This is a genomic window from Ruegeria sp. O6 (assembly GCF_056535045.1).
On the sequence record NZ_JBQERM010000023.1, the window covers coordinates 18,271 to 33,103 of the forward strand.

Below are 14,833 nucleotides of genomic sequence, written 5' to 3' on the forward strand. Positions count from 1 at the left end.
CAATGTTGAAACCCTTCCTTTCTGTCAATAATAATTAAGAGTGATTTATTTATTGACTCGAAATTCGAATCTTGTGATGGTTTTCACGTTCGATCGGGCCGGTTTTCGCCTGATCAGACGTATGCCCGGACGGGCATTGGGAAAACTGGGAGGACTACCGATGAAACTTGCGAAACTTGCAGGCGCTACGGCGCTGGCGGTTACGGCCATGGCAAGCAGTGCAATGGCCGAAGGTGAAACCGTTTGCCTGATCACCAAGACGGATACCAACCCTTTCTTTGTCAAAATGAGAGAGGGTGCGACCGCTAAAGCCGAAGAGCTTGGCATGACGCTGAAGGCCTTTGCCGGCAAAGTCGACGGCGACCACGAAACTCAGGTTCAGGCCATCGAAACCTGCATTCTGGATGGCGCAAAGGGTATCCTGCTGACCGCGTCGGATACGTCGTCCATCGTTCCGGCGGTGCAGCAGGCCCGCGATGCCGGGCTGCTGGTGATTGCGCTGGACACCCCGCTTGAGCCCATCGACTCGGCCGACGCGACCTTTGCCACCGACAATTTCCTTGCGGGGCTTCTGATCGGACAATGGGCAAAAGCCACTCTGGGAGATGCGGCAAACGACGCCAAAATCGCCACGTTGGACCTTGCGGTCAGCCAGCCCACTGTGGATGTGCTTCGCAATCAGGGGTTCCTGCAGGGGTTCGGTGTTGATCTGGCCGATCCGAACGTGATTGGCGATGAAGACGACCCGCGTCTTGTTGGCAGCGATGTCACCGCTGGCAACGAAGAAGGCGGCCGCCGCGCGATGGAGAACCTGCTGGCCAAAGACCCGATGATCAACGTGGTGCATACCATCAACGAACCGGCGGCAGCGGGTGCTTACGAGGCGCTCAAGGCTATCGGGCGCGAAAATGACGTGCTGATCGTTTCCGTCGATGGCGGCTGCCCCGGCGTGCAGAACGTGGCGGACGGGGTCATCGGCGCAACATCCCAGCAATACCCGCTGCTGATGGCATCGCTGGGCGTTGAGGCTGTCAAGAAATGGGCGGACGAAGGGACGAAACCCGAGAACACACCCGGTAAGGACTTTTTTGACACTGGCGTGGCGCTTGTGACGGATAAGGCCGCCGACGGCGTCGAGTCCATCTCGGTTCAGGAAGGCATGGACCTCTGCTGGGGTTAAGCTGAACGTGTGGAAGGCCGCTGCGCGGCCTTCCACTTATCAAAACCACCCACACGCCCGAAACCTTGCTAAAGTCGTCATAAACCTGACGCTTTGGGGGAAGTTCCATGTCCGATTCTTCACGACAAGCCGACGATTTCGAAACCGCCGCAAAGGGCAGCCCAGAGCAAGTTGCCGAATTTGACGATCACCAACGCGGATTTGTCGGAACTGTTCAGCATTTTCTGCATGTGAACCCGTCGCTGGTCCCGCTGATTGTCCTTGTCGCTGCCATCGTCATCTTTGGTGTCTTGCTGGGCCCCAAGTTCTTTTCGCCCTTTGCGCTGACATTGATCTTGCAACAGGTTCAGATCGTCGGGATCGTTGCCGCGGCGCAGAGCCTTGTGATCCTGACCGCAGGCATCGACCTGAGTGTTGGGGCCATCATGGTGATGTCGTCGGTTGTGATGGGGCAATTCACTTTCCGCTATGGAATGCCTCCTTCGGTTGCGATTGTGTGCGGCCTTGCTGTTGGCTCGGCAATCGGGGCCTTGAACGGGTTTCTGGTCAGTCGCATCAAGCTGCCACCTTTCATCGTCACCCTTGGCATGTGGCAGATCGTTCTTGCGGCGAATTTTCTTTATTCACAAAACGAAACGATCCGGTCGCAGGAGATTGAGGAACACGCCGCCATCCTGCAACTGTTTGGTGCCAAGTTTAACGTGGGCGGGGCGGTGTTTACCGTCGGCGTCGTCTTCATGCTGGCGCTGATCCTCGTCCTTGCATACGCGTTGCGGCACACGGCCTGGGGCAGGCATGTTTATGCCGTCGGGGATGACCCCGAAGCGGCAGAGCTGTCCGGTGTCAACGTACACCGCACGCTGATATCCGTGTACATGCTGTCCGGCCTGATCTGCGCCTTTGCGGGCTGGGCCCTGATTGGTCGGATCGGGTCGGTTTCGCCAACCTCGGGCCAGCTGGCCAATATCGAAAGCATCACGGCGGTCGTGATCGGAGGGATATCGCTGTTTGGCGGTCGCGGGTCTATTCTGGGGTCCCTGTTCGGTGCCCTGATCGTGGGTGTCTTTACGCTTGGGCTGCGGTTGTTGGGCGCGGATGCACAATGGACGTTCCTGCTGATCGGCATCCTTATCATCGCAGCGGTCGCGGTCGACCAGTGGATCAGAAAGGTAGCAGCCTGATGGAACCCATTCTCAAAGGACGGAACCTTGTGAAACGCTACGGCAAGGTGACTGCGCTGGATCACTGCGATTTTGACCTGATGCCGGGTGAGATTCTGGCGGTGATCGGCGACAATGGCGCGGGTAAGTCGACTCTGATCAAGGCAGTGTCGGGCGCAGTGACGCCAGACGAAGGCGATGTTTGGCTGGAAGGTCAAAAGGTGAATTTCCATTCACCGATCGACGCGCGTGAAGCCGGTATTGAAACCGTGTACCAGACGCTTGCCATGTCCCCTGCCCTGTCGATTGCGGACAATATGTTCATGGGGCGGGAAATTCGGCGAAAGGGGCCGCTCGGGTCGTGGCTTCGCATGCTAGACCGTCCGGCGATGGAAAAGTTCGCCCGCGAAAAGCTGAGCGAACTGGGTCTGATGACCATCCAGAATATCAATCAGGCCGTCGAAACCCTGTCGGGTGGACAACGTCAGGGCGTTGCCGTGGCACGCGCGGCGGCGTTCGGGTCCAAGGTCATCATTCTGGACGAACCGACAGCAGCACTGGGCGTAAAGGAAAGCCGCAGGGTCCTTGAACTGATCCAGGATGTGAAATCACGCGGCATTCCGATCATCCTGATCAGCCACAACATGCCCCATGTTTTTGAAGTCGCAGACCGGATTCACGTGCACAGGCTGGGAAAACGCCTGTGTGTGATTGACCCCAAGGACTATTCGATGTCCGACGCCGTAGCATTCATGACCGGGGCCAAGGACGCACCGCCCGAGGATCAGGCTGCATGACCGGTGGCAGCACCGCCCCTGACGTTCTGGCCGACAGCATCGTCGACGCCGTTGAGGCGCTGCCGCCGGCCCGACACCGGCAACTTGTCGCGATTGCGGGCCCGCCCGGATCCGGGAAAAGCACCGTTGCCAGCCTTGCCACGGCCAAGCTGAACCGGCGCGGCGTGTCAGCAGGGCTTGTGCCAATGGACGGTTTTCACTTTGACAACGCGATCCTGAAGGAACGCGGGCTTTTCGCCCGCAAGGGCGCGCCGGAAACCTTCGATCTTGCCGGGCTTCATGCCTTGCTTGTGCGTTTGCGCACCGAAGATGAAGTTGCAATTCCGGGCTTCGACCGAAAGCTTGATCTGGCGATCGCTGCCCGATCAATGATCTCGCCTGATCAGCGGGTCATTCTGGTTGAAGGCAATTACCTTTTGCTGGATGAACCGGGCTGGGTGGGCCTTCATCCCTTATGGGCGCTCAAGGTGTTTCTGGGCGTCGATCTTGCTACACTGGAAACCCGGCTCACCGACCGTTGGGTTGGGTTTGGGCTGGACAAACAGTCCGCAAGAGAGCGGGCGCTTTCAAACGACATTCCGAATGCCGAGCGGGTGATCCGGAACTCGGTACAAGGCGACCTGAACCTGTGACATCTTAGGGCGGGTCAGTCAGAGCGCCCGTGTCACTTGTCTAGTAGGTGGGCGGAACAAGACCGGCCTGAAACCACTTCACGAAAGACACGATAGAAAACACGGGCAGCCCTGTGGCGCGCTGAATATCGGGCGCGTAGGGGCACATATTCGTGCATTCCAGCACGATCGCGCCAAGATCGGTGTGTTCCGATGTCAGGGCCATTGCGGCTTCGACATTGTCTTTGCGGGCCTTTTCCACATCAAGACCAAGCTCATTTCCAAGGATTGCGCGGGTGAACTCCGCCCCGCCTTCGGTTGTGCCGATAGGCGTGTCCAATGGAACATTGGCGGCCAGCAAGTGATCTTGGGTCAGAGTGGAGGCTGATATGGTCAGAACCCCGGCGCGTTTTCCCGCCGGCAGGATGCGGTTGACCATTTCAACCTGCATCAGGGACGATGTGGCCACCGGAACCGGGACCGCCTGGGCCAGCTCTTTTTGGAACAGCGACAGAAACCCGCAATTGGTGGTAATCCCGTCCACACCATCTTTGACAAGCTCCTGCGCCGCGTCGATGAACACGTCGAGCATGCCTTCGGCTTTGTGCCGTACCACCCGATCCGGCGAGGCATCGCGCACAATGCGGTAGTGAACCGGAAAGGGCCAGGTCTGCGCGTTGCCCATATCGCCGGGAATGCGGGGAAAGCGGGCATCCAGCATCAGAATGCCGACAGACGCGCCGTAGATGGATTTGCCGCCCTGCGCGATCATCCCTCAACCTCCTCGATGATACGGGTCGAAATATCGTCCGACCCTTCCATGTAGATGTTCGAAATCCCGTGACGCACGGCATCCTGCACCTGATCCATACGCTTGGAGATATGTGCAGCCAGAACCCGTGCCGCCTCATCCGCGTTCCGGTCCATCAAAGCCTGCATGACGCGTTTGTGTTCGTCCTTTGAGCGTTGCACGCGGTCCAGGCTCATGGAAATCCAACGGATATAGCGGATACGGTCGTTGATCCGCGCCAGGGTTTGCAGCAGTTCCATGTTTCCCGACAGCTTCGCGATACCCAAATGAAACGCCTCATCCCGGTTGACGGCTTCTTCGACAGTCAGACCGGTGATGTCGATGCCCGTTGCGTAAAGCTCGTCCCGCAGCAATTGCAGGTCGTGGTCCGATGCCTTGGCACAGGCCGCACGCGCCGCCGCTGTTTCGATGATCTGGCGCAGTTCGAACAGGTCGAACACGCTTTGCGCGTCCAGCGGGCGGCAGAAAAAGCCTTGTCCGGGGCGGAAGTCGAAAAGCCGTTCGGCAACCAGACGGTTCAACGCCTCGCGCAGCGGGGTGCGGCTGACGCCCAGATCCCTGGACAACGCCACTTCGTTCAGGCGGTCGCCGGGGCGCAGGCGAAACGAAACCGCCATCGCCTTGACCTGATCATAGATATCATCGACGCGCGGACCCGCCATTACCCCTGCCCTTCTTCGTTTGAATCACAGGTGCCACACGCTGAGCTTGAAATCAATATACAAAACTGTATACAGGCCTGAGTACAGTTTTAACACAAGGGACTCGCAACCATGACAGGGACAAATTTTCTGACCGGAGCCGAAGCCATGGTGCGTATGCTGGAAGCGCATGGTGTGACGCATATGTTTGGCCTGTGCGGCGATACCACTTTGCCCTTTTATGATGCCCTTGCCCGGATGGATCACGGCATTCAGCACATTCTGACACGGGATGAACGGCACGCGGCCTATATGGCGGATGGCTATGCCCGCGTCACCGGCAAGCCCGGCGTGTGCGAGGGCCCGTCCGGCGGTGGTGCGACCTATATCTTGCCCGGAGTGGTCGAGGCCAACGAAAGCTCGGTTCCGATATTGGCAATCACGTCGGATGTGGCGACGACCAGCCGCGGTAAATACCCGTTGACCGAACTGGATCAGCCTGCGCTGTTCCGGCCTCTGGCCAAATGGAACACATCCCTCGACGACGCAGCGCGGCTTCCGGCCATGGTTCGGGCCGCCTTCAGGGCGATGACGACCGGCACGCCCGGTGCGACGCATCTGGCGCTGCCGTTTGACACGCAGAAGGGGCAGGTAGACGAGGCTGAAATCTGGGCGGATGACAGGCACCGCAGCTATCCCGCTGAACGGGCCGCACCTGACCCGGACGCCATCGAAGCAGCGGCTGCCATTCTTGCAGGGGCCAAATCCGCGGTTGCGGTCTGTGGTGGCGGGCCGGTTTTGTCCCGGGCGACCGATGCGCTGCGCCGGGTTGCAGGCCTGCTGGACATGCCCGTGGCCACGACCGTGTCGGGTCAGGGGTCCATTGCCGAGACCGACCCGCTTGCCCTGGGCGTTGTCGGGTCGAACGGGGGCATCCCGGCAACCCGCGCAGTCGTGGATCAGGCCGATGTCGTTTTGTTCATTGGCTGCCGCGCCGGTTCGGTCACAACGGAACGGTGGCGAAGCCCCGGGCGCAGCACCACGATCATCCATATCGACAGCGATCCGATGGTGATCGGCGCCAATTACCAGACCGAAGTGGCTATCTGCGCTGATGCCCGTCTGGCGCTGGAGGCTTTGGCGCTGGCACTGGAAAACCGGCAGGACCTGACCAGCCAAGGCGGAGCAGCCAAAGCCCGCGCCGCTTGGGAGGCCAAGAGGACCGCGTTCGCCCCGCTGGCCGCAAGTCGCGAGACGCCGATCCGGCCCGAGGCTGTCATGGCGTCCTTGATGGACATTCTGGATGACGACTCGATTGTGGTCGCTGACCCCGGCACCCCCTGCCCCTATTTCAGCGCATATTACCGCTGGCGGAAACCGGGGCGCCATTTCATCACCAACCGGGCACATGGGGCGCTGGGGTATTCGCTGGGCGCGGCCATGGGGGCACATGTCGGGCGGCCATCGGTTAAAACCCTGTCGGTCATGGGCGATGGCTCGTTCGGGTTCACCTGCGGCGAGTTTGAAACGATGGTCCGGCACAATATGCCAATCACTTCGATCGTCTTCTCGAACTCAGTCTTCGGATGGATCAAGGCTGGCCAGAAAGCGGGATTTGGTCAGCGCTATTACAATGTTGATTTCAACCGGACAGACCACGCCGCTGTTGCGGCGGCCTTTGGCGTCAAATCCTGGACCGTCAAAGACCCCGAGGATCTGACGCGCGTGCTGAAACAGGCGATTGAGCATGACGGCCCAACACTTGTCGACATTCACTCACAGCCGCTTCACGAAGCGGCCGCACCGGTCTCGGAATGGGTCGCGTAAGCGGCAATTGACGGGGTCAACTGGGCCAGAAATTCCTGCGCAATCGTGGACAGAGGGCGTCCCTTTGCCGTGATGATCGCAAGATCCAGCATGACTGGCGGCGCAAATGGGCGGGTCAGATACCCGCTCTCGTCGTCAAAGGTCACGGTAAAGGGGTCGATCATCGCGACCCCCATACCCTGTTTTACAAAGCTCAGCAGGTTTTCGGAAAGATGGGTGTGTATCTGGGTGCGCCATGTGTGACCGGATGTCTGAAAGATGTCGCGGGTCCGGCGATGGGTCTGATGTTCCGGCCCCATTACGATGAAGGGTTCGTTTTCCAATATCTCTGGCGTCAGAACGTCGTGCTCGGCCAAGGGACTGCCCTCAGGAAAAGTCGCGAGCGTTTCAAACTGAAACTCCTGATAGTTCAGTGTGTCATGCAGAATGGGCATCTCGACAATACCGATTTCAAACAGGCCCGAGATGACCCATTCCTGAATCTTGGATGAATATTGCGACTGAAAGCTGACAGACAGGTTGGGGCGCGTTTTGGCAAACCGCGCGATCTCGCGGGGCATGAAACCAAAGGACAACAGGTGCGGCGCGGCAACCTGCAACTGTCCGGGATGTTTGTTTTGCAAATCGGTCACGGCCTGCGCCACGTGGTCCAGCCCGCGCACGACCGTGTCGACCTCGCGAAATAGCATCTCGGCCTCAGGGGTTGGCAGCAATCGGCCTTTTGTCCGTTCAAACAGAGGCAGACGCGCTTCGCGTTCAAGCTGTGCCAGAAGGTTGCTGATGCCGGGTTGCGATATCCCAAGAACCGAGGCCGCGCCGGTCACAGTTCCGGTTTCCATTATGGCATGAAAAGCCTGAAGTTGGCGAAAGCGCAGGGACAACGATGATCACATCACTTTTTCTGATGAACTTACGAAAATATAGTATTTGAAATGATAGTCCGGTCAAGGCAGGCTTTCCCCATCGACAGGGGGCGAAATGAGCAATCTGGCACAGAAAATCATCGGTTATGACCTGTGGCATCTTGAACTGCCGGTCACATCCCGCCGGGATCACGGCATCGGATCGGTTGAAGGCGTTTGCGAAGTCGTCATCCTGCGCCTGACATCCGAGGATGGCACCCAAGGGTATGGCGAGGCGTCGCCCTGGTCGGTATTCACCGGAACACCCGAAGCGAGTTTTGCCGCGCTGGACCGTTATCTGCGCCCTCACGTTCTTGGGGCATGCGTTGGGGATCGGGCCGCCATCATGGCACGTGCGGCTTACGCCGTGGCACATTGCACCGAAGCCAAGGCCGCGCTGGAAACCGCGCTGTTGGATTTGGCAGGCCGGATCAGCGGTGTTCCGGTCTGGTCCTTGTTGGGTGGTCGCTTCCGCGACAGCATTCCGCTGAGTTGTTCCATCGCAAATCCCGACTTTGCCCAGGACATCGAACTATTGGCACGCCTGCGTGAGGATGGTGTTCGGATTGTCAAACTCAAGACCGGGTTCAAGGATCACGCCTTCGACATCATGCGGCTGGAGTACCTTGCCCAGAACGACCCGGAGCTCTCGGTCCGCGTGGACTATAATCAAGGGCTCAGCATTGATGATGCGCCATCGCAGGTGCGGGACGTCGCTCAGTTCAAACCGGATTTCATTGAACAACCTGTCCGCGCCCATCAGTTTGGCATGATGGCAAAGCTGCGGCAGATGACGGATGTTCCCCTTCTGGCCGACGAAAGCGTCTTTGGCCCCGAAGACATGGAGCGCGCGGCACGCGAAGGGATCTGCGACGGGGTTTCGGTGAAGATCATGAAGTCAGGCGGCCCGACCCGCGGGCAGACGGTTGCGCGCATCGCTGCGGCCCATGGCCTGACGGCCTATGGAGGTGACATGTTCGAGGCTGGCCTGGCCCATTTGGCGGGCACGCACATGATTGCCGCGACACCGGAAATCTCTCTGGGCTGTGAGTTTTATCAGGCGTCCTATTTCCTGAAAGAGGACATTCTGGAGCAGCCATTTCAGGTCAAGGACGGTCAGGTTTGCGTGCCTCAAGGCCCCGGACTTGGCGGAAGACCCGATCTGACCAAACTGAATCATTATGCGGTTGCCAAGGCGGTGACAGAATGACGGAAAAGAAAACCATAGCCATCATAGGGGCCGGAATTGTCGGCGTTTCGACTGCGGTTTGGCTGCAGCGGGATGGTCACAATGTGATCCTGATCGACAAGGCAGGCCCTGCCGAAGGTACCTCGCACGGGAATGGCGGGGTATTGGCCTCGTGTTCGATCGTACCGGTAACAGTCCCCGGATTGTTGGGAAAAGCACCGAAGATGCTGATGAGCCCCTCGCAACCGTTGTTCCTGAAATGGGGGTATTTACCAAAGCTTCTTCCGTGGCTTTGGAAATACCTCAGACATGCAAACGCCGCCGACGTCGAGAGGATCGCCGCAGCACTGACATCCATCGTTGGCGACAGTCTGAATGATCACAAGGCGCTGGCGGCCGGAACGGGGGCGGAAAAGTGGCTGGTTCCTTCAGATTACCTGTTTCTTTACAGGGATCGCGAACATTTTGAGGAAGATGCCTTTGGTTGGGATATCCGGCGCAGGAACGGGTTTCAGTGGGACGAATTGGAAGGTCACGCCTTCCATGAATATGACCCGGTTTACAGTCAGGGCATCGGATTTGCCGCCCGGCTTTCGGATCATGGCCACATCACCGACCCCGGCCGGTACGTGAAAGACCTTGCCGCGCATGTTGAGGCGAACGGCGGTCGCTTCATACGCGCAAATGTCGAAGATGTGGTTCGGGAAAACGGACATGTCACCGGTGTTCGGGCCGGTGGCGAGACAATTGCTTGTGACGCAGCCGTCGTGACGGCCGGGATCTGGTCGGGCCCATTGGCAAAGCGCTTGGGAGTTTCTGTTCCTCTTGAAAGCGAACGTGGTTATCATCTTGAATTGGTAGAGCCTTCCGCGATGCCGCGCAGCCCGGTTATGGTTGTCTCGGGCAAGTTCGTTGCGACACCGATGGATGGGCGCATACGCTTGGCGGGCATTGTTGAGTTCGGAGGGCTGGATGCGCCGCCCTCGCGCGCTCCGTTCGAGTTGATGCGCAAAAATGCCCGGGCGGCGTTCCCGGGCGTGACATGGAAGGAGGAAGTGGAATGGATGGGGCACAGGCCCGCCCCGGCTGACTCGATCCCGGTCATTGGCGATGTGCCCGGTATCAAAGGGGCCTACATGGGCTTTGGTCATCACCATATCGGCCTGACAGGCGGGCCAAAAACCGGGCGCCTTCTGGCGCAGATGATTGCGGGCAGAACGCCAAATGTCGACATGAGCGTCTACGCGCCGTCACGATACGCAAAATAACAAACAAACCGGTGAAAAACGCCGGTGTTTCCAAATTCAACAGGGAGAAGAATGATGAAGAAACTGACGAACCTTCTGGCGGCAACTGCGCTGACTGCCACCGCTGCTGCACCCGCCATGGCCGAAAAATGGGACATGCCGATGGCCTATTCGGCGTCAAACTTCCACTCGGCCACGGGTGCGGAATTTGCCAAATGCGTCACCACCGGCACCGGTGGTGAGATCGAAATCGTCACGCACCCGTCCGGATCGCTGTTCAAGGGCGCCGACATCAAACGCGCGATCCAGACCGGACAAGCCCCGATCGGTGAGCGGTTGCTGTCCGGACATCAGAACGAAAACGCATTGTTCGGGTTTGATTCCATCCCGTTTCTTGCAACTTCATTCGACGACAGCGCCAAGCTTTGGGAAGCAGCCAAACCTTCGATCGAAAGCCTGCTGGCCGAACAAAACCTGACACTGCTTTATGCAGTGCCGTGGCCGCCGCAGGGTCTTTATTTCAAAAACGAGGTGAACTCGGTCGCCGAGATGAAGGGTATCAAGTTCCGCTCGTACAACAACGCCACTTCGCGGCTGGCCGAGTTGACCGGGATGCTGCCGGTCACCATCGAAGCGGCTGAAATCAGCCAGGCTTTTGCAACCGGGGTCGCGGATTCAATGATATCGTCGGGATCAACCGGGTATGACCGCAAGGTTTGGGAAAGCCTGAACTATTTCTACGAGGTCGACGCCTGGCTGCCGCGCAACTATGTGATGGTCAATTCCGACGTCTGGTCTGGTGTATCCGATGCCAACAAGAACGTCATCAAGGGCTGTGCGGAACTGGCGGAATATGCCGGGAACTGGCGCGCTAAGGAATACACCGGCTTTACCTTGCAAGGCCTGCGGGATGGCGGCATGACCGTTGGCCCGGCATCGGATCAGATGGTGCAGGAGTTGAAAGAGATTGGCGTGACCATGACCAATGAATGGCTGGAGGCCGCTGGGGACGAAGGCAAGGCCATCGTCGACGCCTTCAATTCGTCGCAGTAATCCTTTCCGAACGGGCGGTGGCATATCCTGCCGCCCGTTTCACATCCAATCAGAACACAGCGGGGACGGCATGGCGGTTTTGCGAGGGCTTCGGTCCGTATTGGATTTCATTTATCTGGCGGCAGGGGTTCTGGCGGCACTCAGCCTGATTGCCATATTGCTGCTGATCGTAGTGCAGATGCTGGCCCGCTGGACCGGCGAAGTGTTTCCCGGCGCACCGGACTATGCCGGTTATGCGATGGCTGCCGCCTCTTTTCTGGCGTTTGCCAACGCACTGAACCGGGGCAGTCACATCCGCGTATCGATCCTGCTGAACGCGGTGCCAGACGGGGTGCGGCGCATTCTTGAAATCTGGTGCTTTGCCATTGGCACGGCTGTCATGTGGTATTTCTGCTGGTATGCCTATCGCTTTGTCTACTGGAGCTGGAAATTCAACGATGTCAGCCAGGGGCAGGATAGAACCGCCCTTTGGATCCCTCAATCGGCGATGCTGATCGGTGCCGTGATCCTTGCCATCGCCCTGACGGATCATCTGATCCATGTCCTGTTCCGCGGTGAACATCGCATCATCCGCGATCTGGCCGATCAGAGTCACGGAGAGTAAGCGCATGGAAAACCTGGCTGTTATCATCCTCTTCCTCTTTGTGCTTTTTACCCTGTTGGGCACCGGCGTGTGGGTCGGACTGGCCCTGATGGGTGTTGCCTGGGTCGGGATGGAGCTGTTCACGACACGCCCCGTGGGTGACGTGATGATCACGACCATCTGGTCGGCATCGTCCTCGTGGACCCTGACCGCCCTGCCAATGTTCATCTGGATGGGCGAGATCCTGTACCGAACGCGACTGTCCGAGGACATGTTCAAGGGGTTGTCGCCATGGATGGCCCCCCTGCCGGGTGGTCTGGTGCATACGAATATCGTTGGATGTACTGTCTTTGCCGCTGTCTCGGGGTCATCAGCGGCAACCCTAACGACCGTCGGAAAGATGTCGATCCCCGAGTTGCGCAAACGCAATTACCCCGAACGGATGATCATCGGCACGTTGACCGGTGCGGCCACTTTGGGGCTGATGATCCCTCCGTCCCTGACCCTGATCGTCTACGGGGTGACGATCAATGAATCGATCACCAAGCTGTTCTTCGCCGGTATCCTCCCCGGCCTTGTTCTTGCGGCGATGTTCATGGGCTATGTCGCGCTGTATTCCAAGCTGGGAAAGGACTGGAACCCGAATGACGAAAGCAAACTGAGCTTTTCCGAGAAAGTCAAAAACTCACGCTTTCTGCTGCCTGTGATCCTGCTGATCACCGTTGTCATCGGGTCGATGTATCTAGGCTATGCCACCGCGACCGAAGCCGCCGCTTTCGGCGTGATCGGGGGGCTTTTGCTGGCCGCCGGTCAGGGGTCGCTGACCTGGAAGACCTTTACCGAAAGCCTGATGGGGGCCACGCGCACCAGTGCGATGATCGCCCTGATCCTTGCGGGGGCAGCCTTTTTGTCGCTGTCGATGGGGTTTACCGGCCTCCCACGCGGACTGGCCGACCTGATCGCAGGATGGGATCTGACACGGTTCGAGCTGCTGATGGTCTTGCTGGTATTCTACATCATTCTGGGATGCTTTCTGGACGGGATTTCTTCGGTCGTGCTGACCATGGCCGTGGTTGAACCGATGATCCGTGACGCCGGGATCGACCTGATCTGGTTCGGCATCTTCATCGTGGTTGTTGTCGAGATGGCGCAAATCACACCGCCAATCGGGTTCAACCTGTTCGTGATGCAGGGCATGACAAACCACGAAATGAGCTACATTGCACGCGCCGCGATCCCGATGTTCCTGATCATGGTATTAATGGTTTTCATCCTCATCTGGTTCCCGGATCTGGCGACCTGGCTGCCGGAAAATCTGCGCCAAAGCCCGGGCGGGTAGAACGGCCTTGAACCCGCTTCATCTGGCGGCGCGCCATGGCCCTCATGTTCTGATCACCGGGCTGGCGGCTGGCCTTCTGCTGCCGTCCCTGGCCGAGCCGATGCGAAACCTGCTGCCGCCTCTGGTCGTGTTGTTGCTGTTCGTCACGGTCCTCAGGATGAACCCGGAAACCATTCTCGGGTCGCTGAGTGATCTGCAGAAGGTTGCATTCACAGTCATCGGGTTTCAATTCGTGATGCCGCTGATCGTGCTGGCCATCGGGTTTGCGGGGGGGTGGACTGGAACGCCTGTCCTTTTGTCCCTGCTGATCATGGCGGCGGCCCCGTCCATTTCAGGCAGTCCCAATATGTGCCTGATGATGGGCCATCCGCCTGAACACGCGATGCGGCTGATGGTTGTGGGTACGGCGCTGTTGCCGCTGACCGCATTGCCCGTATTTCTGCTCATGCCCGAACTGGGGGATATTCAATCTGTCTTGCAGGCCGGGTTGCAATTGCTGCTAACCATCGTACTTGCAACCGCGGCTGCCATTATCACCCGGCGCACAGTTCTGCGTGCACCTTCACCCGCGATGCTGCAGAATTTGGAGGGATTGGCGACACTTACCTTGGCCGTCTTTGTCATCGGGCTGATGCCTTCGGTCAGCGCCACGGCCCTGAACAATCCCGCCATTGCAACCTTCTGGATCGCGCTCGCCTGTCTGGCCAATTTCGGGGCACAAGCCGTTGCATTTCACCTGAGCCGAAACCGGCTGCCCGCAGACAAATCGACCGCGATATCGATCATCGCGGGAAACCGGAACATCGCCATATTCTTTGTCGCCCTGCCACCCGATGTCACCGCCCCGATCATGGCCTTCATCGGCGCGTATCAGATCCCGATGTACCTGACGCCCATGATCATGCAGCGCCTTTATGGCAAGAACAACTACCCCTCGTAACGGCATCTGCACTTCGGAGCACCTTGCGGGTCTTACGTGCAATCCCGGATCACAAAGTGCTTCGTCGTTTCCTCAATGACTTCCCAATAGCCGCGAAACCCGTTCGGGATCAGAAAACTTGCCCCGTCGCGAAAATCCTGTCGGGTGCCGTCTTCGTGGATCAAAGCGCAATGGCCTTTGACAATATAGCAATATTCGTCTTTGTCCGTGAACGCATGCCATTTTCCGGGCGTCGAGGTCCATGTGCCCGCCGACAACTTGCCATCCGGACTGGTAAAATGCATCCCGATCTGGTGATGCGGATCGCCTTCGACAACGCGGCCCGGAAGATCGGCCAGACGCCGTTCGCTGCGTGTTGCGGGCGCACCGAAGAGATTGAGAACCTGAGATGTCATGACATCATACCCTCCTGCTGAGCGTGTGTTTCAAAACAGCACGACCCCCCTCTGCGCGTTGATGGCCCCTTTTGTGATGCGGGGGTCGTTGCCTTCGCTGAGGGCGATTATGGGACGGGTGGCCGGAGCGTTTTGCCGCAACAGCTCGACGGGTGTCA

General features: G+C 58.6%; 15 protein-coding genes. 11 read left to right on the forward strand and 4 right to left on the reverse strand.

The genetic code is table 11. The features are described from left to right. The first annotated feature begins 160 nt into the window (after positions 1 to 160). The 4 genes from ACR0DY_RS19085 to ACR0DY_RS19100 all read left to right on the forward strand — a co-directional run bounded on the left by ACR0DY_RS19085 (position 161) and on the right by ACR0DY_RS19100 (position 3,769). Positions 161 to 1,180, forward strand: a complete 1,020-nt coding sequence (locus ACR0DY_RS19085; RefSeq protein ID WP_480489243.1) for a substrate-binding domain-containing protein — start codon at positions 161 to 163, stop codon at positions 1,178 to 1,180. 107 nt (positions 1,181 to 1,287) lie between these two features. Beyond that, positions 1,288 to 2,361 (forward strand): ABC transporter permease, encoded by a 1,074-nt coding sequence (locus tag ACR0DY_RS19090; protein ID WP_209508213.1) that lies wholly within the window; start codon positions 1,288 to 1,290, stop codon positions 2,359 to 2,361. Then, the gene (locus ACR0DY_RS19095) at positions 2,361 to 3,137 is read left to right on the forward strand and encodes an ATP-binding cassette domain-containing protein (protein WP_480484881.1); all 777 of its coding nucleotides are present in this window, start codon (positions 2,361 to 2,363) and stop codon (positions 3,135 to 3,137) included. Before ACR0DY_RS19090 ends, ACR0DY_RS19095 begins: the two co-directional genes overlap by 1 nt. Beyond that, positions 3,134 to 3,769 (forward strand): nucleoside/nucleotide kinase family protein, encoded by a 636-nt coding sequence (locus ACR0DY_RS19100; RefSeq protein WP_480547574.1) that lies wholly within the window; start codon positions 3,134 to 3,136, stop codon positions 3,767 to 3,769. Before ACR0DY_RS19095 ends, ACR0DY_RS19100 begins: the two co-directional genes overlap by 4 nt. Positions 3,770 to 3,809: 40 nt before the next feature. On the opposite strand, the gene ACR0DY_RS19105 is transcribed toward ACR0DY_RS19100, so the two are convergent. Together ACR0DY_RS19105 and ACR0DY_RS19110 are read right to left on the reverse strand one after the other, a co-directional pair. Beyond that, positions 3,810 to 4,520 carry an aspartate/glutamate racemase family protein gene (locus ACR0DY_RS19105; protein WP_480484883.1) on the reverse strand — a complete coding sequence of 237 codons (711 nt, stop codon included), beginning with the start codon at positions 4,518 to 4,520 and terminating at the stop codon, positions 3,810 to 3,812. Next, positions 4,517 to 5,221, reverse strand: coding sequence for a GntR family transcriptional regulator (locus tag ACR0DY_RS19110; protein WP_480484884.1), 705 nt, complete (start codon positions 5,219 to 5,221; stop codon positions 4,517 to 4,519). Before ACR0DY_RS19110 ends, ACR0DY_RS19105 begins: the two co-directional genes overlap by 4 nt. A 111-nt stretch (positions 5,222 to 5,332) precedes the next feature. Here ACR0DY_RS19110 and ACR0DY_RS19115 point away from each other — a divergent pair, with 111 nt between their 5' ends. Further along, positions 5,333 to 7,027, forward strand: coding sequence for a thiamine pyrophosphate-binding protein (locus ACR0DY_RS19115; protein WP_480484885.1), 1,695 nt, complete (start codon positions 5,333 to 5,335; stop codon positions 7,025 to 7,027). Here the strand turns inward: ACR0DY_RS19115 and ACR0DY_RS19120 are convergent. Further along, positions 6,988 to 7,908 (reverse strand): LysR family transcriptional regulator, encoded by a 921-nt coding sequence (locus ACR0DY_RS19120; RefSeq protein ID WP_480484886.1) that lies wholly within the window; start codon positions 7,906 to 7,908, stop codon positions 6,988 to 6,990. The genes ACR0DY_RS19115 and ACR0DY_RS19120 overlap by 40 nt on opposite strands. Positions 7,909 to 8,005: 97 nt before the next feature. Between ACR0DY_RS19120 and ACR0DY_RS19125 the strand changes: the two genes are divergently transcribed. The 6 genes from ACR0DY_RS19125 to ACR0DY_RS19150 all read left to right on the forward strand — a co-directional run bounded on the left by ACR0DY_RS19125 (position 8,006) and on the right by ACR0DY_RS19150 (position 14,280). Further along, a complete protein-coding gene (locus ACR0DY_RS19125) occupies positions 8,006 to 9,139 on the forward strand; it encodes an enolase C-terminal domain-like protein (protein ID WP_480484887.1) in 1,134 nt (377 codons plus the stop codon). Further along, positions 9,136 to 10,386 (forward strand): NAD(P)/FAD-dependent oxidoreductase, encoded by a 1,251-nt coding sequence (locus ACR0DY_RS19130; RefSeq protein ID WP_480484888.1) that lies wholly within the window; start codon positions 9,136 to 9,138, stop codon positions 10,384 to 10,386. Before ACR0DY_RS19125 ends, ACR0DY_RS19130 begins: the two co-directional genes overlap by 4 nt. 54 nt (positions 10,387 to 10,440) lie before the next feature. Next, the gene (locus ACR0DY_RS19135) at positions 10,441 to 11,418 is read left to right on the forward strand and encodes a TRAP transporter substrate-binding protein (protein ID WP_480484889.1); all 978 of its coding nucleotides are present in this window, start codon (positions 10,441 to 10,443) and stop codon (positions 11,416 to 11,418) included. A 70-nt stretch (positions 11,419 to 11,488) separates the two neighbouring features. Beyond that, on the forward strand, positions 11,489 to 12,022 hold the full coding sequence (locus ACR0DY_RS19140) for a TRAP transporter small permease (RefSeq protein WP_480484890.1): 534 nt from the start codon (positions 11,489 to 11,491) through the stop codon (positions 12,020 to 12,022). A gap of 4 nt (positions 12,023 to 12,026) precedes the next feature. Then, positions 12,027 to 13,340: a TRAP transporter large permease gene (locus ACR0DY_RS19145; protein ID WP_480489259.1), complete on the forward strand. Its 1,314-nt coding sequence runs from the start codon at positions 12,027 to 12,029 to the stop codon at positions 13,338 to 13,340. Between the two features lie 7 nt (positions 13,341 to 13,347). Next, positions 13,348 to 14,280, forward strand: a complete 933-nt coding sequence (locus ACR0DY_RS19150; protein WP_480484892.1) for a hypothetical protein — start codon at positions 13,348 to 13,350, stop codon at positions 14,278 to 14,280. Positions 14,281 to 14,312: 32 nt separating this feature from the next. Here the strand turns inward: ACR0DY_RS19150 and ACR0DY_RS19155 are convergent, their stop codons facing one another. Beyond that, entirely contained in the window at positions 14,313 to 14,675 is a 363-nt protein-coding gene (locus ACR0DY_RS19155; protein ID WP_480484893.1) for a cupin domain-containing protein, read from the reverse strand. Positions 14,676 to 14,833: the final 158 nt, after the last annotated feature.